This is a genomic window from Polymorphospora sp. NPDC051019, assembly GCF_040683055.1.
GTDB classification, from domain to species: Bacteria; Actinomycetota; Actinomycetes; order Mycobacteriales; family Micromonosporaceae; genus Polymorphospora; species Polymorphospora lycopeni.
This window is the reverse complement of record NZ_JBFBCH010000004.1, coordinates 348,681-370,757: the sequence shown is the minus strand read 5'-3', so window position 1 is coordinate 370,757 and position 22,077 is coordinate 348,681. Positions and strand designations below refer to the sequence as shown.

The 22,077-nt window shown below is 68.7% G+C and carries 17 protein-coding genes and 4 tRNA genes; 1 reads left to right on the top strand and 20 read right to left on the bottom strand.

Features of this window, described 5'->3' with window-relative positions; all coding sequences use genetic code 11:
• Positions 1–85: 85 nt before the first annotated feature.
• The 17 genes from AB0M79_RS10810 to AB0M79_RS10730 form a co-directional block, all read right to left on the bottom strand.
• Positions 86–3,973, bottom strand: a complete 3,888-nt coding sequence (locus tag AB0M79_RS10810) for a DNA-directed RNA polymerase subunit beta' (RefSeq protein ID WP_357536457.1) — start codon at positions 3,971–3,973, stop codon at positions 86–88.
• 129 nt (positions 3,974–4,102) lie between these two features.
• Positions 4,103–7,534 (bottom strand): DNA-directed RNA polymerase subunit beta, encoded by a 3,432-nt coding sequence (locus AB0M79_RS10805; RefSeq protein ID WP_364210776.1) that lies wholly within the window; start codon positions 7,532–7,534, stop codon positions 4,103–4,105.
• A 539-nt stretch (positions 7,535–8,073) separates the two neighbouring features.
• Entirely contained in the window at positions 8,074–8,460 is a 387-nt protein-coding gene (rplL, locus tag AB0M79_RS10800; protein WP_364210773.1) for a 50S ribosomal protein L7/L12, read from the bottom strand.
• Positions 8,461–8,510: 50 nt separating this feature from the next.
• Positions 8,511–9,059: a 50S ribosomal protein L10 gene (rplJ, locus tag AB0M79_RS10795; protein WP_357536462.1), complete on the bottom strand. Its 549-nt coding sequence runs from the start codon at positions 9,057–9,059 to the stop codon at positions 8,511–8,513.
• Positions 9,060–9,477: 418 nt separating this feature from the next.
• On the bottom strand, positions 9,478–10,194 hold the full coding sequence (gene rplA / locus AB0M79_RS10790; protein WP_357536464.1) for a 50S ribosomal protein L1: 717 nt from the start codon (positions 10,192–10,194) through the stop codon (positions 9,478–9,480).
• 86 nt (positions 10,195–10,280) lie between these two features.
• The gene (gene rplK / locus AB0M79_RS10785) at positions 10,281–10,712 is read right to left on the bottom strand and encodes a 50S ribosomal protein L11 (RefSeq protein ID WP_357536466.1); all 432 of its coding nucleotides are present in this window, start codon (positions 10,710–10,712) and stop codon (positions 10,281–10,283) included.
• 162 nt (positions 10,713–10,874) lie between these two features.
• Positions 10,875–11,603 carry a transcription termination/antitermination protein NusG gene (nusG, locus tag AB0M79_RS10780; protein ID WP_357536467.1) on the bottom strand — a complete coding sequence of 243 codons (729 nt, stop codon included), beginning with the start codon at positions 11,601–11,603 and terminating at the stop codon, positions 10,875–10,877.
• Positions 11,604–11,641: 38 nt separating this feature from the next.
• Positions 11,642–12,040, bottom strand: coding sequence for a preprotein translocase subunit SecE (gene secE / locus AB0M79_RS10775; RefSeq protein WP_364210768.1), 399 nt, complete (start codon positions 12,038–12,040; stop codon positions 11,642–11,644).
• A 229-nt stretch (positions 12,041–12,269) separates the two neighbouring features.
• Positions 12,270–12,342, bottom strand: a tRNA-Trp gene (locus tag AB0M79_RS10770).
• Between the two features lie 124 nt (positions 12,343–12,466).
• Positions 12,467–12,859: a MaoC/PaaZ C-terminal domain-containing protein gene (locus AB0M79_RS10765; RefSeq protein WP_364210765.1), complete on the bottom strand. Its 393-nt coding sequence runs from the start codon at positions 12,857–12,859 to the stop codon at positions 12,467–12,469.
• A gap of 1 nt (position 12,860) precedes the next feature.
• Positions 12,861–13,313: a MaoC family dehydratase N-terminal domain-containing protein gene (locus tag AB0M79_RS10760; RefSeq protein ID WP_364210762.1), complete on the bottom strand. Its 453-nt coding sequence runs from the start codon at positions 13,311–13,313 to the stop codon at positions 12,861–12,863.
• Positions 13,314–13,462: 149 nt separating this feature from the next.
• Positions 13,463–13,630, bottom strand: a complete 168-nt coding sequence (gene rpmG, locus AB0M79_RS10755) for a 50S ribosomal protein L33 (RefSeq protein WP_203860687.1) — start codon at positions 13,628–13,630, stop codon at positions 13,463–13,465.
• A 128-nt stretch (positions 13,631–13,758) separates the two neighbouring features.
• Positions 13,759–13,831 (bottom strand) — tRNA-Met (locus AB0M79_RS10750).
• 28 nt (positions 13,832–13,859) lie between these two features.
• Positions 13,860–13,932, bottom strand: a tRNA-Thr gene (locus tag AB0M79_RS10745).
• Positions 13,933–14,046: 114 nt separating this feature from the next.
• Positions 14,047–16,608 carry a bifunctional diguanylate cyclase/phosphodiesterase gene (locus AB0M79_RS10740; protein WP_364210759.1) on the bottom strand — a complete coding sequence of 854 codons (2,562 nt, stop codon included), beginning with the start codon at positions 16,606–16,608 and terminating at the stop codon, positions 14,047–14,049.
• A gap of 45 nt (positions 16,609–16,653) precedes the next feature.
• Complete coding sequence (locus AB0M79_RS10735; protein ID WP_364210756.1) at positions 16,654–16,848, bottom strand: hypothetical protein; 195 nt, start codon at positions 16,846–16,848, stop codon at positions 16,654–16,656.
• 602 nt (positions 16,849–17,450) lie between these two features.
• Positions 17,451–17,531 (bottom strand) — tRNA-Tyr (locus tag AB0M79_RS10730).
• 145 nt (positions 17,532–17,676) lie between these two features.
• On the opposite strand from AB0M79_RS10730, the gene AB0M79_RS10725 reads away from it, so the two are divergent.
• On the top strand, positions 17,677–18,171 hold the full coding sequence (locus AB0M79_RS10725; RefSeq protein ID WP_357536479.1) for a YajQ family cyclic di-GMP-binding protein: 495 nt from the start codon (positions 17,677–17,679) through the stop codon (positions 18,169–18,171).
• A 66-nt stretch (positions 18,172–18,237) separates the two neighbouring features.
• On the opposite strand, the gene AB0M79_RS10720 is transcribed toward AB0M79_RS10725, so the two are convergent.
• From AB0M79_RS10720 to AB0M79_RS10710, 3 genes are all read right to left on the bottom strand, one after another.
• Positions 18,238–19,509: an MFS transporter gene (locus tag AB0M79_RS10720; protein ID WP_364210752.1), complete on the bottom strand. Its 1,272-nt coding sequence runs from the start codon at positions 19,507–19,509 to the stop codon at positions 18,238–18,240.
• Positions 19,510–19,605: 96 nt separating this feature from the next.
• Positions 19,606–20,487: a zinc metalloprotease HtpX gene (gene htpX / locus AB0M79_RS10715; RefSeq protein ID WP_364210749.1), complete on the bottom strand. Its 882-nt coding sequence runs from the start codon at positions 20,485–20,487 to the stop codon at positions 19,606–19,608.
• A 107-nt stretch (positions 20,488–20,594) separates the two neighbouring features.
• Positions 20,595–22,061 (bottom strand): proton-conducting transporter membrane subunit, encoded by a 1,467-nt coding sequence (locus AB0M79_RS10710; protein WP_364210746.1) that lies wholly within the window; start codon positions 22,059–22,061, stop codon positions 20,595–20,597.
• Between the last annotated feature and the right edge of the window lie 16 nt (positions 22,062–22,077).

Genomic DNA, 22,077 nt, shown 5'->3' with positions numbered 1-22,077 from the left:
GCCAAGGTCTACTCGATGACCGGATACCCCGAGACCGACTACGGTTTCCGCCCGGTTCCGTGCTTTCGTGCCTAGGCTTTCGTGCCTAGCGGTACGACCCGAAGTCGAAGTCGTCCAGCGGCACGGCCTGCCCGCTGGCCGGGCCGAAACCGTAGTCGGTCTCGGGGTATCCGGTCATCGAGTAGACCTTGGCCTTCGCCTCCTCGGTGGGCTCCACCCGGATGTTGCGGTACTTGCTGATGCCGGTACCGGCCGGGATGAGCTTTCCGATGATCACGTTCTCCTTCAGACCGATGAGCGAGTCGCTCCGGGCGTTGATCGCCGCATCGGTCAGGACCCGGGTGGTCTCCTGGAAGGAGGCCGCCGAGAGCCAGGAGTCGGTCGCCAGCGACGCCTTGGTGATACCCATCAGCACCGGCCGGCCGGCGGCGGGCTCGCCGCCCTCGGAGACGAGCCGGCGGTTCTCCGACTCGAACAGTGCCCGGTCGACCAGCACGCCCGGCAGGAACTCGGTGGCGCCGGAGTCGATGACCGTCACCCGCTTGAGCATCTGGCGGATGATGATCTCGATGTGCTTGTCGTGGATGAGCACACCCTGCGAGCGGTAGACCTCCTGGACCTCCTGGGTCAGGTGGACCTGGACCGCGCGCGGGCCGAGGATGCGCAGCAGCTCGTGCGGGTCGATGGTGCCCTCGGTGAGCTTCTCGCCGACCTCGACGCGGTCTCCGTCGTGGGCCCGCAGCCGGACCCGCTTGGAGATCTTGTCGTGGACGATCTCGTCGCTGCCGTCGTCCGGCACGATGATGATCTTCCGCGACCGCTCGCCGTCCTCGATCCGGATCCGGCCCGGGGTGTCGGCGATCGGCGCCTTGCCCTTCGGCACCCGCGCCTCGAAGATCTCCTGGACACGGGGCAGACCCTGGGTGATGTCCTCACCGGCGACACCACCGGTGTGGAAGGTACGCATGGTCAGCTGCGTACCCGGCTCACCGATGGACTGGGCGGCGATGATGCCGACCGCCTCGCCCACGTCGACGGTCTTGCCGGTCGGCAGCGAGCGGCCGTAGCACGCACCACAGACGCCCAGCTTCGACTCGCAGGTGAGCACGCTGCGCACCCGTACCGTCTCGACGCCGGCGGCGACGAGCTTGTCGACCAGGATCGAGTTGAGGTCCGCGCCCCGCTCGACGACCAGGGTGCCGTCGGCGCCCTTGATGTCGTCGGCGATGGTGCGGGCGTGCACGCCGGTCTCGGCGTGCTCGTGCACCACCAGCTTGCCGTCGAGGTATTCGCCGACCTGCATCGGGATCGCCCGGTCGGTGCCGCAGTCCTCTTCGCGGATGATGACGTCCTGCGAGACGTCGACCAGACGACGGGTCAGGTAACCCGAGTCGGCGGTCCGCAGCGCGGTGTCGGCGAGACCCTTACGGGCACCGTGCGTGGAGATGAAGTACTCCAGCACGGACAGACCCTCCCGGTAGCTGGCCTTGATCGGCCGCGGGATGATCTCACCCTTCGGGTTGGCCACCAGACCACGGATCGCGGCGATCTGGCGGAGCTGGAGCAGGTTACCGCGGGCACCCGAGTTGATCATCTTCCACAGCGGGTTCTCCTGCGGCAGCGCGGTCTCCATCTCCTTGGCAACCTCACCGGTCGCCTTGGTCCAGATCTCGATGAGCTCGCCGCGACGCTCCTCGGCGGTCATCAGACCCCGCTGGTACTGCTTGTCGATCCGGTCGGCGTCGGACTCGTACCGCTCCAGGATCTCCCGCTTGCGCGGCGGAGCGATGACGTCCTCCATGCCGATCGTGACGCCGGACCAGGTGGCCCAGTGGAAACCGGCCTCCTTGAGCCCGTCGAGGGTCGCGGCCAGCGCCACCTTCGGGAACCGCTCGGCGAGGTCGTTGACGATCGCCGACAGCTGACCCTTGCGGATCTCGTAGTTCACGAAGCGGTAGCCCTGCGGCAGCGTCTCGTTGAAGAGCACCCGGCCCAGCGTCGTCTCGACCGTCAGCGGCTCGCCCGGCGTCCAGTCCTCCGGCTCGGTCCACTTGGTCGCGCCGGCGCCGTTGTCGACCCCGACGACGCCGTGCAGGCGGATCTTCACCGGCGCCTGCAGATCCAGCTCGCGGTTGTCGTACGCCATCCGCGCCTCGGCGTCCGAGCTGAACGCCCGGCCCTCGCCACGCGCACCCGAGGTGAGGTGGGTGAGGTGGTAGAGGCCGATGACCATGTCCTGGGTCGGCATGGTGACCGGCTTGCCGTCGGCGGGCTTGAGGATGTTGTTGGACGACAGCATCAGGATCCGCGCCTCGGCCTGCGCCTCGGCGGACAGCGGCACGTGAACCGCCATCTGGTCACCGTCGAAGTCGGCGTTGAACGCGGTGCAGACGAGCGGGTGGATCTGGATCGCCTTGCCCTCGACCAGCTGCGGCTCGAAGGCCTGGATGCCCAGCCGGTGCAGCGTCGGTGCCCGGTTGAGCAGCACCGGGTGCTCGCCGATGACCTCTTCCAGCACGTCCCACACGACCGGGCGGTGCCGCTCGACCATCCGCTTGGCGGACTTGATGTTCTGCGCGTGGTTGAGGTCGACCAGCCGCTTCATCACGAACGGCTTGAACAGCTCCAGCGCCATCTGCTTGGGCAGACCGCACTGGTGCAGCTTGAGCTGTGGGCCGACGACGATGACCGAACGACCGGAGTAGTCGACGCGCTTGCCGAGCAGGTTCTGCCGGAACCGGCCCTGCTTGCCCTTGAGCATGTCGGACAGCGACTTCAGCGGCCGGTTACCCGGGCCGGTGACCGGACGACCACGGCGGCCGTTGTCGAACAGCGCGTCGACGGCCTCCTGGAGCATCCGCTTCTCGTTGTTGACGATGATCTCGGGGGCACCGAGGTCGATCAGCCGCTTGAGCCGGTTGTTCCGGTTGATGACCCGGCGGTAGAGGTCGTTGAGGTCCGAGGTCGCGAACCGGCCACCGTCGAGCTGCACCATCGGGCGCAGGTCCGGCGGGATGACCGGTACGCAGTCCAGCACCATGCCGAGCGGCGAGTTGCGGGTGTTGAGGAACGCCGCGACGACCTTGAGCCGCTTGAGCGCCCGGATCTTCCGCTGGCCCTTGCCGGAGCGGATGATCTCGCGCAGGTTCTCGGCCTCGGCGTTGAGGTCCATGTTCTGGACCAGCGCCTTGATCGCCTCGGCACCCATGCCACCGGTGAAGTACTCACCGAAGCGGTCCCGCAGCTCGCGGTAGAGCAGTTCGTCGGTGACGAGCTGCTTGGAGTCCAGCTTGCGGAAGGTGTCGAGGACCTCGTCGAGCCGGTCGATCTCCCGCTGCGCCCGGTCGCGGATCTGGCGCATCTCGCGCTCGCCGCCCTCTTTGACCTTGCGGCGGACGTCGGCCTTGGCGCCTTCGGCCTCCAGCTCGGCGAGGTCGGCCTCCAGCTTGGCGGCCCGCTTCTCGATCTCCGAGTCGCGGCTGTTCTCCGACTGCCGCTTCTCGGCGAGGATCTCGTTCTCGAGCGTGGAGATGTCCCGGTGCCGGGCTTCCGCGTCGACGCTGGTGACCACGTACGAGGCGAAGTAGATGATCTTCTCGAGGTCCTTGGGCGCCAGGTCGAGCAGGTAGCCCAGCCGGCTGGGAACGCCCTTGAAGTACCAGATGTGGGTCACGGAGGCGGCCAGCTCGATGTGGCCCATCCGCTCACGCCGCACCTTGGACCGGGTCACCTCGACGCCGCAGCGCTCGCAGATGATGCCCTTGAAGCGGACGCGCTTGTATTTACCGCAGTAGCACTCCCAGTCCCGCTGCGGACCGAAGATCTTCTCGCAGAAGAGCCCGTCCTTTTCCGGCTTCAGAGTGCGGTAGTTGATCGTTTCAGGCTTCTTGACCTCGCCGTGCGACCACTGACGGATGTCGTCTGCGGTGGCCAGGCCAATGCGCAGCTCGTCGAAGAAGTTGACGTCGAGCACGTTACGTGTCCCCTATGTCGTCGTCGTCATACTGCTGAAACTCGGGGCTGGAGCTTGGGGGCGGGCCGTCCCGCGCAGGGATCAAGCCTGACCGCCCGGAGCGGGTGGCCCGCCCCCAAGCTCACAACCTCACACCTCTTCGACCGAGCTCGGCTCCCGCCGGGACAGGTCGATGCCGAGTTCCTCCGCGGCCCGGAAGACCTCGTCGTCGGTCTCGCGCATCTCCAGGGCCACGCCGTCGCTGGAGAGCACCTCGACGTTGAGGCACAGCGACTGCAGCTCCTTGAGCAGCACCTTGAACGACTCCGGGATGCCCGGCTCGGGGATGTTCTCGCCCTTGACGATCGCCTCGTAGACCTTCACCCGGCCCAGGACGTCGTCGGACTTGATGGTGAGCAACTCCTGGAGGGCGTACGCGGCGCCGTACGCCTGCATCGCCCAGCACTCCATCTCACCGAAGCGCTGGCCACCGAACTGCGCCTTACCACCCAGCGGCTGCTGCGTGATCATCGAGTACGGTCCGGTCGACCGGGCGTGGATCTTGTCGTCGACCAGGTGGTTGAGCTTGAGGATGTAGATGTAGCCGACCGCGATCGGGTCCGGCAGCGGCTCGCCGGACCGGCCGTCGAACAGCTGCGCCTTACCGGAGCCGCCGACCAGCTGCACACCGTCCCGGTTGGGCAGGGTGCTGCTGAGCAGACCGGTGATCTCCTCTTCCTTGGCACCGTCGAAGACCGGCGTCGCCACGTTGGTGTCCGGCTCGGACTCGTGGGCGTCGATCGAGCGGAGGGCCTTCTTCCACTCGGCGTCGTCCCCGTCGACCTTCCAACCGGTCTTGGCGACCCAGCCGAGGTGGGTTTCCAGCACCTGGCCGATGTTCATCCGGCTCGGCACGCCGAGCGGGTTGAGCACGATGTCGACCGGGGTGCCGTCCTCCAGGAACGGCATGTCCTCGACCGGCAGGATCTTGGAGATGACGCCCTTGTTGCCGTGCCGGCCGGCGAGCTTGTCGCCGTCCTGGATCTTCCGCTTCTGGGCGACGTAGACCCGGACCAGCTCGTTGACGCCCGGCGGCAGCTCGTCGCCGTCCTCACGGGAGAAGGTGCGTACGCCGATGACCGTGCCGGTCTCGCCGTGCGGCACCTTCAGCGAGGTGTCCCGTACCTCACGCGCCTTCTCGCCGAAGATCGCCCGCAGCAGCCGCTCTTCCGGGGTCAGCTCGGTCTCGCCCTTGGGCGTGACCTTGCCGACCAGGATGTCGCCGGGTACGACCTCGGCACCGATCCGGATGATGCCGCGCTCGTCGAGGTCGGCGAGCATTTCCTCGCTGACGTTCGGGATGTCGCGGGTGATCTCTTCCGGGCCCAGCTTGGTGTCGCGGGCGTCGACCTCGTGCTCCTCGATGTGGATCGAGGTGAGGGCGTCCTGCTGCACGAGGCGCTGCGACAGGATGATCGCGTCCTCGTAGTTGTGGCCCTCCCAGGTCATGAACGCCACGAGCAGGTTGCGCCCGAGCGCCATCTCGCCCTCGTCGGTGCAGGGACCGTCGGCGATGACCTGGCCGGCCTCGACCCGGTCGCCCTCGAAGACGACCGGCTTCTGGTTGACGCAGGAGCCGGCGTTGGAGCGGCGGAACTTGTGCAGCAGGTAGGTGCGACGGTGGCCGTCGTCCTGGTGCACGGTGACGTAGTCGGCGCACAGGTCCTCGACCACACCGCCGACCTCCGCGACGACGACGTCGCCGGCGTCGACCGCGGCCCGGTATTCCATGCCGGTGCCGACCAGCGGCGACTCCGCCTTGACCAGCGGCACCGCCTGGCGCTGCATGTTGGCGCCCATCAGTGCGCGGTTGGCGTCGTCGTGCTCGAGGAACGGGATCATGGCGGTCGCGACCGACACCATCTGGCGCGGCGAGACGTCCATGTAGTCGACCGCCGCCGGGGCGACGAAGTCGACCTCACCGCCCTTCCGGCGGACGAGGACGCGGTCCTCGGCGAACTGGCCGTCGCTCATCAGCGGAGCGTTGGCCTGCGCCTTGACGAACCGGTCCTCTTCGTCGGCCGTCAGGTAGTCGATCTGGTCGGTGACCCGACCGTCGACGACCTTGCGGTAGGGCGTCTCGATGAAGCCGAACGGGTTGACCCGGCCGAAGGTCGACAGGGCGCCGATCAGGCCGATGTTCGGGCCTTCCGGGGTCTCGATCGGGCACATCCGGCCGTAGTGGGACGGGTGCACGTCACGGACCTCGAAGCCGGCCCGCTCCCGGGACAGACCACCCGGGCCGAGCGCGCTCAGCCGGCGCCGGTGGGTCAGGCCCGCCAGCGGGTTGGTCTGGTCCATGAACTGCGAGAGCTGCGAGGTGCCGAAGAACTCCTTGATCGCAGCCACCACCGGGCGGATGTTGATCAGGGTCTGCGGCGTGATCGCCTCGACGTCCTGGGTCGTCATCCGCTCGCGGACCACGCGCTCCATACGGGAGAGCCCGACCCGGACCTGGTTCTGGATCAGCTCGCCGACGGTACGCAGGCGACGGTTGCCGAAGTGGTCGATGTCGTCGGCCTCGTAGCCCTCCTCACCGGCGTGCAGCCGGCAGAGGTATTCCACGGTGGCGACGATGTCGTCCTCGGTCAGCGTGCCCTTGTTCATGGGGACGTCGACTTCGAGCTTCTTGTTGAACTTGTAACGACCGACCTTGGCGACGTCGTACCTCTTCGGGTTGAAGAAGAGGTTGTCGAGCAGGGTCTGGGCGTTCTCGCGCGTCGGCGGCTCACCCGGGCGGAGCTTGCGGTAGATGTCGAGAAGCGCCTCGTCGGCCCCGGCGATGTGATCCTTCTCCAGGGTCGTCATCATCAGCTCGGACCAGCCGAACCGCTCGCGAATCCGCTCGCCGGTCCAACCGATCGCCTTGAGCAGGACGGTGACCGCCTGCCGGCGCTTACGGTCGATGCGGACACCAACGGTGTCGCGCTTGTCGATGTCGAACTCCAGCCAGGCACCCCGGCTCGGGATGACCTTGACGCTGGAGAGGTCACGGTCGGAGGTCTTGTCCGGCTGCTTGTCGAAGTAGACGCCCGGCGAGCGGACGAGCTGGCTGACCACGACGCGCTCGGTGCCGTTGATGATGAAGGTGCCCTTGGGCGTCATCATCGGGAAGTCCCCCATGAACACCGTCTGGCTCTTGATCTCGCCAGTGGTGTTGTTGGTGAACTCCGCCGTCACGAACAGCGGCGCGCAGTAGGTCAGGTCCTTCTCCTTGCACTCCTCGATCGAGGCCTTGACCTCGTCGAAGCGTGGCGCGGAGAAAGAAAGCGACATGGTGCCGGAGAAGTCCTCGATGGGGCTGATCTCATCGAGGATCTCCGCGAGACCCGAACGGGCGTGCGGGTCGTCAGACGACCGGCCCTGCCAAGCCTCGTTGCCGACCAGCCAGTCGAAGGACTCGTTCTGGATGGCGAGGAGGTTGGGGACCTCGAGGTGTTCGGTGATCCGACCGAATGAAATTCGGTGAGGAGCGAATGCGCTCGACGTACGGCTGGTCTTCGCAGGGCGGGAAGCTGCCAAGATGCGTCCTTCCGAGGACCGTGCTGCAAAACGGCTGTTACGCGTGCACTCCAATGGACCCCACTCTGAACGTCCACATTCGGACATTCCGGGCAGGGGTCAAGTCGGAAGGCAGCGCAAACTAGCAGTGTAGCCGAGAGGCTAACCGCTGTCCAGCCCGCCGGGCAGGCCGTCGCGGAACGTGCCTCGGAGCACCTGGACCGGTGCCTCCGGGCCGCTCAGAACGCGGCGGATCCCGCTGGGGTCACCCGAATGCCGCAGCGACAGGCGGGCTGCCGTTGCGTTACCCGGATGAGGGCCGTTGCAAGCGCGGAAGGTCTTGCTGGTGTCAGCGTGCCTGGCACCAGGAGCCGCGTCAAGGGTTGTCGCGCGGGTCGGGCCAGGTGTTTGTGTGACGGACGGGTGCCTCCGGCGGCCCCGTGGGTCCACAGACCGCGCTGATTGCCTGTTCACCGCGTGGTTGCACGCTGTCAGCAGACGAAAGCGGGCGGCGATCCAAACCTGGATCGCCGCCCGCCTCGAACGCGGTGTGCGTCAGCTCACTTAAGGGTGACCTTCGCGCCCTCGGCCTCGAGCTTGGCCTTGGCCTTGTCGGCGGTCTCCTTGTTGACCTTCTCCAGGATCGCCTTCGGCGCGCCCTCGACGGCGTCCTTGGCCTCCTTCAGGCCCAGGCCGGTCAGCTCACGCACGACCTTGATGACCTGGATCTTCTTGCCACCGTCGGCCTCGAGGACGACGTCGAACTCGTCCTTCTCCTCCTCCTGCGCGGCCGGGGCGGCCGGACCACCCGGGCCGGCAGCGATGGCGACCGGCGCGGCGGCGGTGACGTCGAAGGTCTCCTCGAACTGCTTCACGAACTCCGACAGCTCGATCAGCGTCATCTCCTTGAACGCGTCGAGCAGCTCGTCGGTGCTGAGCTTCGCCATGTCTGGCGTCCTTCCTACTTTTGAATGACTGGGTACGGATGCGGGAAGGCTCAGGCGGCCTCCTCCACACCCTCCTTTTCGCGCTTTTCCTGCAGGGCAGCCGCCAGGCGGGCGGTCTTGGACAGCGGCGCCTGGAACAGGGCCGCGGCCTTGCTCAGGTTGGCCTTCATCCCACCGGCCAGCTTGGCCAGCAGCACCTCACGGGACTCGAGGTCGGCGAGCTTGTTGACCTCTTCGGCCGAGATGGCCTTGCCCTCGAATACGCCGCCCTTGATGACGAGCAGCGGGTTGGCCTTCGCGAACTCGCGCAGGCCCTTCGCCGCTTCCACGACATCGCCGGAGACGAAGGTGAGCGCGGTAGGACCGGTGAACAGCGTGTCGAGGCCCTCGATGCCAGCATCCGCCGCGGCACGCTTCGCGAGCGTGTTCTTCGCGACCGCGTAGGTGGTTTCCCGACCCAGCGCGCGCCGCAGCTTGGTCAGCTGAGCGACAGTGAGACCGCGGTACTCGGTCAGCACGGTCGCGCCCGAGCTACGGAACTGCTCGGTGAGCTCAGCGACGGCGGTGGCCTTGTCGGCCCGAACCGGCTTGTCCGCCATGTCCCTCCTCTCTCGTTACTCCAGGCTGGTCGACTTCACAGTCCGTGGAGAAGGGACCCGAAAACGGGAAACGCCCCGGCGCAGGGCGCACGGGGCGGACAAGATCATGCGAACATGACCGGTACGCTGCCGTCTCCCCCTGCGCGGGCCGCCCGCCGAAGCGGGACCTTCGACCGTGCCGAAGCACGGCTACCAGCGGTCTCTGGGTGGTTACGATTTACCGTCTGACTCACGGCCAGACGCATTCGACACAGTACGCGACCTGATGCCCGACCACCAAATCGGGGTCCGGCCCACAGTGTCACCCGGCCCGTCGACCTGCTCCCTGACCCCGATCGGCGAGCATCCGGCGGCAAAGACGAACCGGGTGGCCCCGAAATCGGGGCACCCGGTTCGTGATCCGCTGCGGCGGTCGGCGTCACGCCTCGGCGCCGGCCTCCTGGAGGTTCTTCACCAGGTTCGGGTCGACCGGGACACCCGGGCCCATCGTGGTGGTCAGGGTCACCTTCTTCAGGTACTTGCCCTTGGCCGCCGACGGCTTGGCCCGCAGTACCTCGTCGAGCACCGCGACGTAGTTGTCGATCAGCTGCGCCTCGGAGAACGACGCCTTGCCGATGATGAGGTGCAGGTTGGAGTGCTTGTCCACCCGGAAGGTGATCTTGCCGCCCTTGATCTCGGAGACGGCCTTGGTGACGTCCATGGTCACGGTGCCGGTCTTCGGGTTCGGCATCAGGCCGCGCGGGCCCAGAATCCGCGCGATCCGGCCGATCTTGGCCATCTGGTCCGGGGTGGCGATGGCCGCATCGAACTCCAGCCAGCCCTCCTGGATGCGGGCGACCAGTTCGTCGGTGCCCACCTCGTCGGCGCCGGCGGCAACGGCCTCCTCGGCCTTCGCGCCGGCCGCGAACACGATCACGCGGGCGGTCTTGCCGGTGCCGTGGGGCAGGTTGACCGTGCCACGGACCATCTGGTCCGCCTTACGCGGGTCGACCCCGAGGCGCATCGCGACCTCGACCGTGGGGTCGAACTTGACGGCGGTGAACGCCTTGGCCAGCTTCACGGCCTCGGCCGGGGTGTAGAGCCGGTCCCGGTCGATGGCTTCGGCGGCCTTGCGGTAAGCCTTGCTGCGCTGCATTTCTGTCTACTCCTGTGGTGTCTGGCGGGACGCGCGGCGCGCGCACCCTCCCACGGTCGGGTCGTGCTCGGAAAGGCCCGGAAGCCTCAGTCCTTGACGGTGATGCCCATCGAGCGGGCGGTGCCAGCGATGATCCGCTCGGCGTGCTCCACGTCGTTGGCGTTGAGGTCGGCCATCTTCCGCTCGGCGATCTCCCGGAGCTGGGTACGGGACACCGAACCGACCTTGTCCTTCTGCGGCACGCCGGAACCCTTCTGCACACCGGCGGCCTTGAGCAGCAGGCGGGCGGCCGGCGGCGTCTTCAGCACGAAGGTGAAGGAGCGGTCCTCGTAGACGCTGATCTCGGCGGGGACGACGTCACCGCGCTGCGACTCGGTCTGCGCGTTGTAGGACTTGCAGAACTCCATGATGTTCACACCGTGCTGACCGAGGGCCGGACCGACCGGCGGCGCCGGCGTGGCCTGGCCCGCCGGCAGTTGCAGCGTGAACGTCTTGACCAGTTTCTTCTTCGGAGGCATGTCTCTTCCTGGGCTTGATTCTGGTGGATTGCACCGGGGTGGATTGCACCTGACGCTGCCCGCAGAGCGCGCGCACGGTCAGCGCGGCCTGCGGGCCGACGTTCTAGGTTAACGCAACAGGCAGCCCGGCTGTTCACCGAGGCGGTTGCCGGGGCCGGATCCTCAGATCTTGGCGACCTGGTTGAAGTTGAGTTCCACCGGAGTCTCCCGACCGAAGATCGACACCAGCACCTTGAGCTTCTGCTGGTCGGCGTTGATCTCGCTGATCGTGGCAGGAAGCGAAGCGAACGCCCCGTCGGTGACGGTGACCGAGTCACCCACCTCGAAGTCGAGAACCTTGACCTCCGGCTTGGCCTTCTTCTGCTCCGTCTCGACGGCCGGCGCCAGCCACTTGAGCACCTCGTCGAGCGAGAGCGGCGCGGGACGGTCGGCCCGGTCGGTCGCGCCGACGAAGCCGGTCACGCCCGGGGTGTTCCGGACGCAGGAGTAGGACTCCGCCGTCAACTCCATCCGGACCAGGATGTAGCCGGGAAAGACCTTGTTCTGCACCTGGAGGCGCTTGCCGTTCTTGACCTCGACCTCTTCGCGGGTCGGCACCTCGACCTGGAAGATGTAGTCCTCCATGTCGAGGCTGGTGATCCGGGTCTCCAGGTTGGTCTTGACCTTGTTCTCGTATCCGGCGTAGGAGTGCACGACGTACCAGTCGCCCGGCGCGTAGCGCAGCTTCTGCCGCAGCTCCGCGACCGGGTCGTACTCCTCGTCTGGTTCCGGCGTCGCGACGGGCGCGTAATCCGGCTCGCTGGCGGCCTCGACCGACTCGTCACTGGCCGCCGTCGCCACCGCGGACTGCTCGTCGGCGGCTCGTCCGGCGGTCTCGTCGTACTCAGGCACGCTCGCTCACTTCCGTTACTGTCAGCTCGGTTCTGCGGTCAACTGGGGTTGCCGAAGACCCACAGCACGCCCTTGGCAAAGGCGAAGTCGAGCCCGGCCACGATCGCCAGCATCACGGACACGAACACGACCACCACGGCGGTGTAGGTCAACAGCTCCTTGCGGGTAGGCCAGATGACTTTACGCAGCTCGGCCACGACCTCGCGGACGAACCGCACGATCCGTCCGAAGATGCCGACCCGACCGCCCTCGGTACGGGCCTTCGACTTGTTGTCGGCCGACTCCGCCTTCGGGCGGGCCCGGGTGGCGGTGCCGCCCCGGGATACCGGCTCTTCCTCGTCGTCGACGTCCGAGTCCTTTTCGGCTGCCTCGTCCAACGCCTCGTCATCGAGGTGGTCGTCCGCGGCATCCTCGCCGCGCCGATTCTTGTCGGCCACTTCGCCCTCCGTCGCGGGATGGTCGGATCGCACGTCGGTGGACGCACGCTGCGCTGGTCACGCCGGCCGCCCGGACCGATCCCGGGGCTGGCCGCGGCCGGCGGACCGGACGGAGATCGCCCGACCGGCGCATCGCGCCACGGGCGGCTTCCGCCGGACACCACCGCCACGGGACGGCTGCCGCCCCGTGAGACGACTCCGACCCCCGGGGCCGGTCAGGCCTTAGGCGCAGGGGTGACAGGACTTGAACCTGCAGCCTGCGGTTTTGGAGACCGCTGCTCTGCCAATTGAGCTACACCCCTGTGCAGGCAGGTGCACCCACTCAGGCGCAGACGCCTGGGTAGGGGCCACTACCCCACGGCGGACCAGTGTACGGGTAGACCCCGGACTTTCCCAACCGGTCGGCCATCACCCGTCGGCGAACCGCTATCCGGGCAGCCTGACCAGCGCCTTGGCCTGCGAGAGCACCTTCTCCCCGAGGCTGGTCACGGTCAGGTTGAGCTGGGTCAGGCCCTCGTCGGTGACGCCCTTCACCACCGCCGCCACCTGGACCTCGACCCCCTCGTCGTCATCGGGGACGGGCACCGGACGGGCGAAGCGGACGCTGAACTCCGCCACGGCGTCCGGCCGGCCGGCCCACTCGGTGACCGCCCGGCCGGTCAGCGCCATCGTGAACATGCCGTGCGCGATCACCCCGGGCAGGCCGACCCCGGTGGCGAACCGCTGGCTCCAGTGGATCGGGTTGAAGTCGCCCGAGGCGCCCGCGTAGCGGACCAGGTCGGCCCGGGTCACCCGGTAGGTCTTGACCGGCAGATCCATCTCAGCCGCCCTCTCCACGTACGACGAGCTTGGACCAGACCGACACCACCGGCTCCTCGGCGACCGTCGAGACCTCGCTGCGGATGGTCAGGAAGTCGTGCCCACCCCGCGAGGTGATCTCCTCGATGGTGCTCACACAGACCAGCTCGTCACCCGCCACGATCGGGCGGGTGTAGCGGAAGCGCTGGTCGCCGTGGACGACGCGGCTGTAGTCGACGCCGAGCGCCGGATCATCGACGATCTGACTGCGGCTCGACTCCATCGTGACGACCACCGGAAAGGTGGGCGGAGCGACCACGTCGGCATGCCCGAGCGCCCGGGCGGCCGCCGGATCGTGGTACGCGGCGTCGGTCGCACCGATCGCGGTGGCGAACTCACGGATCTTCTCTCGGCCCACCTGATAGGGGGCGGTCGGCGGGTACGTACGGCCGACGAACGACGGGTCCAAGGGCATGCGGCGAACCTACACGCGCAAAGCAGGATCGCCGTTTCGGGGCCGGTGTCGCTGGTAATCCCAGACTGTCCGGTCTCGAAACGGCGATCCTGACGGAAGCTGTACGGCTCCGCGGCGCCTCCCTGCGCCGGCCTACTGCCGGCGCGGGATCAGCGGGTCTCGCGGTGCAGGGTGTGCTTGCCGTCCCGGGGGCAGAACTTCTTCATCTCGATGCGGTCCGGGTCGTTGCGGCGGTTCTTGCGCGTGATGTAGTTGCGCTCCTTGCACTCCACACACGCCAAAGTGATCTTTGGACGGACGTCGGTCGCCTTGGCCACGGCGGGGTGCCTTCCTCGCTAGCGAAACAACTACGACGAGCCAGCGTAGACCTTGCCTACCTGGACACGCAAAGCGGGTGCCCGTGGCACCCGCAGATCCGGTCACCGGAGTCGTCCGGCACCGAAAGTAGCGGTGGCCGGACTTGAACCGGCGACACAACGATTATGAGCCGTTTGCTCTACCAACTGAGCTACACCGCTGTGGGCGGGTCCCAACGAGAACCCTCTGAGCCCCCTTACGGAATCGAACCGTAGACCTTCTCCTTACCATGGAGACGCTCTGCCGACTGAGCTAAGGGGGCGCACGCTATCTCCTCGAAAGGCGCGCAGGAGAAGAATACACGGCCCCCGGCGGGAGGAGAAATCAGATCCCCCGGTCCCCTGCCGGCGGGCCGACCGGAGGACAAAGCCGCAGGTCAGGGCACTGCCCGCAGGCGGCGTACGTCGCTGGTGAGCGACAGGTCCGACTCGGACTGGGCGCCGAACCACGCCTCCAGCCGCTCGTACGGCAGCGGCCGGCTGAAGAGGAACCCCTGCCCGATCTGGCAGCCGATGTCCTGAAGCAGCTCCAGGGTCAGCTCGCTCTCCACCCCCTCGGCCACGACGGTCAGCCCGAACTGCTGCGACAGCGTCACCACGGCGTTGACGATCGCCAGGTCCCCCGGGTCGGTCGCCATCCCCTGCACGAACGAACGGTCGACCTTGACCTCGTGGACCGGCAGCCGGCGCAGGTAGGACAGCGACGAGTAGCCGGTGCCGAAGTCGTCGACGGAGAGGCGTACCCCGATGTCGCGCAACCGGCGCAGGGTGGGCATCGGCCGGTCGGTGCCGTCCAGGACGCCGGCTTCCTTGATCTCGAAGGTCAGCAGCTCGGGCGCGACCTCGAACTCGGCCAGCAGCTCCTGGACCCGGGCTGGGAAGTACGGGTCGGTCAGCGTGCGCGCCGACAGGTTGACCGCCACCGCCAGCGGGTGATTCGGATCACTCCACTCCCGGGACCGGCGTAGCCCCTCGCGGAGCACCGACTCGGTCAACCGGCCGAGCTGCCCGGTGTGCTCGGCCACCGCCACGAAGTCCTCGGGCGAGACCGCGCCGTGCGCGGGGTGCTCCCAGCGGGCCAGGCACTCCACGCCCACCAGACGCCGGTCGCCGTCCAGCGTCACCTTGGGCTGGAAGTAGACCTTCAACTCGTCGTTGTCGAGCGCGCGGCTCAGGTCGCCGGCGAGCCCGAGACGGCGTACGGACCGGGATTCCAGGCCGGCGTTGAACAGTTGGACGCTGCCGGGCATCGACTTGGCCGCGGTGGCGGCCAGGCCGGCCCGCTGCACGAGGGTCGCCGGGTCACTGCCATGGTCCGGATGGATCGCCACCCCGACCGCGGTGTCGACGTCGAGGGTGAGGGTGCCGAACACCATCTGGTCGTGGGTCTGCTCGCGCAGCTCGGTCGCCAGCGCGAGCGCCGCCTCGGCGCTCTCCGCACGCAGGGTCACCACGAACTCGTCGCCGCCGATCCGGCCGACGAGCGCCGCCGACGGCGACGACGACGACCGCAACCGGGCCGCCACCTCGACCAGCACCCGGTCACCGGCGGCGTGCCCGAGGGACTCGTTCACCTGACGTAGCGCGTCGACGTCGAACAGCAGGACCGCCACCACTTCGTCGGGGGCGCAGACCTGTACGGCCTCCTCCAGCGCGCCGAGGACCCGCCGGCGGTTCGGCAGGGCGGTCAGCCCGTCGTGGTAGGCGTCGTACCGCAGCCGGTCGACCAGCCGGGAGTTCTCCAGCGCGACGGCGGCGTGCGCGGCGATCGTCTCGAAGATCGGCACGTCGCCGGGCAGGAAGTGGGTGGTCTCGCCGAGCCGGTTGACCACCTCCAGCGAGCCGATCACGGCCTGGCCCGACCGCAACGGTACGACGATGACGTCCTTGACGCCGTCCGCCTCCCGCAGGCCGGCCCGCAGTTCCTCGTCGCCGCCGAGCCGGCTGCCGACCGCCACCGTCTTCTTCGCCTTGATTGCCCGGGCCCGGGCGACGGCCGGCGTACGCGCCAGGTCGAGCAGACCCGGATCGTCGACCCGGGCGGTCAGCAGCACCTCGGGGTGCCGCCCCTGTGCCGGCAGCCACAGCGTCGCGTATTCGGCCTGCATGAGGACGCGTACCCGGCCCAGCAGCGAGTCGGCGAGCGTTCCGTCCTGACCGCTCTCGCTCATCGCCCGGGTGAGGTCGTACATGTCGGCGAGGGTGCGGTGCTGGCGGAAGAACTGGGCGTACGAGCGGTAGACCAGCCCGAGCGCGCCGGTCAGCACGATGACCAGCACGATCGCCCACCAGGTGGTTTCCAGGGCGATGAGGACGACCAGCCCGAGCGACACGTTGATCGCCGCGGTGACCAGGGTCGGCGCGGCGGTGCGGGCGACCTCCAGCCCGGCCGGCGACCCCTGGACCACCGTGATGACCCCGATCACGGCCGCGAGCCCGACCAGGGTGTGGGTGCTCACGGCGGCGAACAGGATTCCCCAGGTGCCCGGTCCGACCCCCTCGATCGGCGGGAAGGCGTAGAGCACGAGGCCGGCCAGCGAGGTGCTGGCGGCCTCCTTGGCCACGTTGAACCAGAGCTTCGTCGGGCTGACCCGGCGTCTGATCTGGGTGACGAAGGCCGCGATGGTGGCGATCACCACGACCGTCAGCGGCCGGAAGTAGAACAGCGCCAGGACGAAGGAGATCTCGGTCAGCGTGAGAACGAACGCCTGGCGGCGAATCACGAAATGGAGATTCGGGATCGCCACCGCCACCATGACGGCGAGTAGTAGGAGGGAAAGGAACAGTTCGGTGCCGGAATCCCGGGCGACTCGACCCGCCTCCTGGTCGTCGATCAGCCCGAGGGCTGTCGACATCACCACAGCGAGAAGCGCCAGCGGCCCCGTGATCAACCAGGCGTGGTCAGGGGAACGCCGGGGTGACGGCTGGGGCCTTGGCATCCGGCTCCTTCGCCACTCGCGCCGGAGTGTCCGCGCGGACGCGGATTACGGTGCGATGGTGAGACTCTGAGGCGTAGCGGGGGTGTCGACGACCGTGTCGGTGACCTTCGCCCAGTCGTAGCCGGCCCAGTCGTAGCCGGCCTGGGGCCTGTTGACAAGTTGGGCACCGACGATGCCACCGACGAGCGCAACGAGCGCCAAGCCCGAGCCGATCCGGCGGCCCGACCATTTTGCACGCATCTGCTGCTCCTATCGAAAAGGCCAAGGAAGGTGAAGGTTCCATGATGGTGCCACAGCCTGGTGAACCGGCAAAGCCGTTGCGCGGTGTCAACCGAACAGTGCGCCGAACTTTAACCGTTCGGCAGCACGGATGACCCGCCCGGACGCAACGTACGAGGTCCGCCGCCCGTCAGCGATCATTCGTGGTTCGTCCAATAAGACCTCTCACTCAAACCTCTGCTGGTCTGACAAACGACATCTTTCGGATTTTAGTCCCTGTCGAACCTTCGTGCCGGTTTTCGCCGATCGCCGAAGCGGGCGACCAACGAGCCGGGGCAATCCAGGGCTCGCGGACGCAGCCTTCGGAGAATTTCGATACTCACCTATGTAACATGGCGCAGCTCTTCCGCCCAGGGTCTCCCGCCCCTAGCCGAGCCACCCACGCGGCGGCTACGGACCGACCGGCCCCGGCTGCGGGCGACCCCGGTGCCCCCGACTGGCACGGTGGCACCGGAGCGGGCGACCCGGTGGCCGCCTTGGTCGCCCGACGAACCGGCGACCATCCCCAACGGCAACGGCCCCGGTCCAGCTCTGCTGGACCGGGGCCGTGTCACCTGTTCCTGTGGCGGGTAGAGGATTCGAACCTCTGTAGCTTTCGCGACGGATTTACAGTCCGCTCCCATTGGCCGCTCGGGCAACCCGCCTGGGCGTGCCGCCGTGTTTCATGCGGCAGCGGAAGCAAGGATAGCGGTACCACCCGACCCCAACGCAACCGGGTACGGTCGGCATGTCGCAGCACCGACGAACAGCCCAAAACACCTTCATATCGCCAGACGCAGGAGCATGATCATGGCAGCGAACCCGTCGTTCGACATCGTCAGCAAGGTCGACCGGCAGGAGATCGACAACGCCCTCCGACAGGCCGAGAAAGAGCTCTCCACACGCTTCGACTTCCGGGGCACCGGAGCGGAGATCAACTGGGCCGGTGAGGAGGCGATCAGTCTCCAGGCCGAGACGGAGGAGCGGGTCAAGGCCGCCCTCGACGTCTTCAAGGACAAGCTGGTGAAGCGCAACATCTCGCTCAAGGCGCTGGACGCCGGCGACCCGCGGGCGTCCGGTAAGACCTACCGGATCGACGCGAAGGTCATCCAGGGCATCGACTCCGACAAGGCGAAGGCGATCAGCAAGAAGATCCGCGAGGAGGGCCCGAAGGGCGTGCAGGCGCAGATCCAGGGCGACCAACTCCGGGTCACCGGCAAGAAGAAGGACGACCTCCAGGCCGTCATCAACCTGCTCAAGGCCGAGGACTTCGGCGTCGCGCTCCAGTTCACCAACTACCGGTAGCGCCGTACGACCGCCGCCGCCCGCCTGGCCGGAGGGCCGGACGGGCGGCGGTTCGCACGACCGGGATCAGACCGGGTCGGTCGCCAGCGTCTGCTCCAGCCGGGCGACCGCGAGCGCGTCGGCACGGGCGATCGAGCCGGCCGGCAGGGCCGCGACGAGGGCGGCGAACGCGACCGCCGTACCGGCGAAGACGAACGCCCACGGCACTCCCCCGCGCTGGTCCACGATCAGGCCGGCCACGGAGCCCCCGACCGCGCTCGCCGCGACCGCGGTCGTGACGACCCAGGTGTACGCCTCGTTGAGCATGCTCCCGGGCGAGATCCGGCCGACCATCGTGTTCTCCAGGGTGAGCGCCGGTGCGATCACCGCGCCACCGATGACGAGCGCGATCCCCAGTGCGATCGGGTCGGGCATGACGGCGAACACCAGGAAGCTGGCGGCGACGGCGGCGAGCAGCCAGGCGAACTGGCGGGCCATCCGTCGCGCCGGTCGCCGGGTGCCGAACCAGATGCCGCCGGCGGCACTGCCGACGCCCCAGACGGCCAGCAGCACGCCGGCGAGGCTCTCCGCGTCACCGGCGCTGTGCGAGGTGGCGTACGCCGGCACGGTGACCCCGGCGGCGCCGAACGCGATGCCCAGCCCGCCGACGCAGAGCAGCAGGGCCGGGAAGCCGGTGAGCCGCAGCGGTCCGAGCCCACGGGCGTGGCCGTCGGCCGGGTGCGGCCGCCAGCCGCGCATCGCCCGGCCGAGCGCGACGGTGATGGTGCCGACCAGCGTCACCACCGCCGCCCCGACCAGCGCGGCAGCGGCGTCGGCGAACAGCACGAAGGCGGCCACCAGGAGCGGGCCGAGCACGAAGACCACCTCGAAGAGGGAGGTTTCGGCGGCCAGTGCCGTGTTGCGCAGGTGGTAGCGGCCGGAGGCGGGCTCGGTGTGGTCGTTCCAGGCACCGCGGATGGCGGCGCTCAGCGGCGGGTACGTCGCACCGGCCAGCGCCGCGGCGATGTAGATGGCGGTCAGCGCGTCGGCGCCGAAGCCGCTGGCGATCAGCAGGCCGACCAGGGCCAGCGGGTGGGCGACGGCGGTGACCAGCAGCACCGGGGTCGGGCCGACCCGGTCGGCGATCCGCCCGGCGATCGGGCTCAACGCGGCCCCGGCGAGGGCGTAGATCCCGCCGGCGACCGCGGCGAGCGCGTAGCTGCCGGTGACTCTCTCGACGACCAGGAGGAGGGCTAGCGGGGTGATGCCGATCCCGAGCCGGGCCAGCACCCCCGCGGTCAGCAGCAGGGGTGCACCCGGAATCCGCCACACTTCCACGTACTGACGCAACGCGGCCACAGCCGTCTTCCCCCTCCGTGACGTAACGAGCGAAAGCCCCCGCGACCCTAACGTGAGGGCCGCGGGGGCGGGAGGAGATTACCGGTGATCGCCGTCTCAGCGTTGGTAACGCACCGGGCCGACGGACTGGGCCGCCATTCGCTCCAGCCGGCTCACCCGCTCGCTCATCGGCGGGTGGGTCGAGAACAGCCCGGCCAGGCCGCCACCACGCAGCGGGTTGTCGATCATCAGGTGGGCGGTGCTGGCGAGCTGGCCCTGCGCCGGCAGCGGGATCTGCTGCGTACCAGCGTGGATCTTGCGTAGTGCGCTGGCCAGCGCGAGCGGGTCGCCGGTCAGGCGGGCGCCGGACGCGTCGGCCTGGTATTCGCGGTTCCGGCTGATCGCGAGTTGGATCACCGTCGCGGCCAGCGGGCCGAGGATCAGCATCATCAGCAGCACAGCAGGGTTCGGCGAGTCCTCGTCGTTGCCGCCGAGCGGCAGGAACAATGCCAGGTTGGCCAGCGTGGTGATGATGCCGGCCAGACCCGCGGCGACGCTGGAGATCAGGATGTCCCGGTTGTAGACGTGGGACAGTTCGTGGCCGATGACTCCGCGCAGCTCCCGGTAGTCGAGGATCTGTGTGATGCCGTGGGTGACGGCGACGGCGGCGTTGCGCGGGTTACGGCCGGTGGCGAAAGCGTTGGGCTGGGCGGTCGGGCTCACGTAGAGGCGCGGCATCGGCTGGCCGGCCTCGGTCGAAAGCTCCCGGACCATCTGGTAGAGGGCCGGGAACTCCGCCTCGCTGACCGGGCGGGCACGCATCGCACGCAACGCCAGCTTGTCCGACCAGAAGTAGGTGCCGGCGTTCATGGCGAGCGAGACGACCACGGCGATGACCAGACCGGAACTCCCGCCGAACCAGTAGCCGACGCCCAGGATCATCGCGGTGAGCAGGCCCAGAAGAGCGGCTGTCTTGAGTCCGTTGCGGTGGTTGTGCACGATCACTCCTTCGGTGCACGGGTCTCGTGGACCCGCTGACCGGTACAACACCGAACTACCCAGCAACCATCCTGGTTATCACTGTGAGTTACCTGAAAGTAGGTTGGTCAGAGCTGGACGGCGTCCAGGACCGTCTGCGGGGCGAACCCGACGACCACGGCGACCGCGGTCGCACCCGCCAACGCGAGCCCGACCGTCCAGGGCACCCGCCGGGCGGTTCCGGCCGCCTCACCGGCGGCGTAGAGGGTGCCGCAGACGCGCAGGTAGTAGGCGAGCCCGACCACCGCGTTGAGTGCCACCACGACGGCCAGCCAGCCGGCACCGCCGTCGAGCAGCGAGCGGACCACGACCACCTTGGCGAACAGACCGGCCAGGCCGGGCGGCAGCCCGGCGAGCCCGACCAGGGCCAACACGAACGCGGCGGCGACCACGGGGTGCCGCCGCCCGGCCCCCCGGTAGGCGGCGATCTCGCCGCCGTCGGCGTCCGGCGGACGCAGCGCCACCACCGACGCGAAGGCGGCGAGTTCGAGGACGACGAAGAAGACCGCGTACGCGACGGTCGCGGCGACGGCCACCGACAGCGCGTCAGCGTCGCGCCCGGCGATGGCAGCGGCCGCCCCGAGCGGAGCCAGGATGTAGCCGGCCTGGGCCACCGACGACCACGCCAGCAGCCGCACCATCCGGGTCTGCCGCAACGCGACGAGGTTACCGACAGTCATCGTCAGTACGGCGAGCACGGCCAGCGCCGGGCCGCTGACGGCCAGCCAGGGCCCGAGGCCGTCGACGACGACCGCGATCACGGCGACGACCCCGCCGAGCTTCGACGCGGTGGAGAGGTAGGCGGCGACCGGCAGCGGTGCCCCGTCGTAGGTGGCCGGCGCCCAGGCGTGCAGTGGCACGGCCGCCACCTTGAACGCCAGGCCGGCGAGCAGCAGGACGACCGCCACCCGGCCCAGCCGGGCCTCGGCGCCCGCGTCGAGCGCCGGGGCGGCGGCGAGCGTGGCCAGGTGCAGCGTGCCGCGTACGGCGTAGAGCAGCGCCGCCCCCAGCAGGGTGACCGCCGTCGCCACGACACTGACCAGGAAGAAGGTCATGGCCGCCTCGGCGCTGGCGACGGTCCGGCGGCGCAGGCCGACCAGGATGTAGAGCGGGATGGTGAGGGTCTCCAGCGCCACGATCAGCGTGATCAGATCGCCGGCCGCGCCGAGGACGACACCGCCGGTCATCGAGCAGGCCAGCAGGAAGCAGTACTCCCCCGCCGGCACCGCCCCGGCCCGCAGCAGCGGCCCGGACAGCAGGAGCACGCCCAGGGTGAGCACCGCGAAGACGGTGGCGACGAGCGCCCCCCGGCTGGTGGCGAGCCAGGAGCAGCCGTCGAAGGTGCAGAACGTCTCCCGGTCGGCACCCCGACCGACCAGCACCGCACCGACCGCCGTGCCGGCGGCACCGATCATGGCGACCGCGAGCGTCGGGCCGCGCCGGCCGACGAGCAGGTCGGCCAGCAGCACGAGTACGGCGGTGCCGGCCGCGAGGTATGCGGGCAGCAGCGCGACGTGGTCGATGGTCTGGGTCATGTCGCCCCTCCGTTCG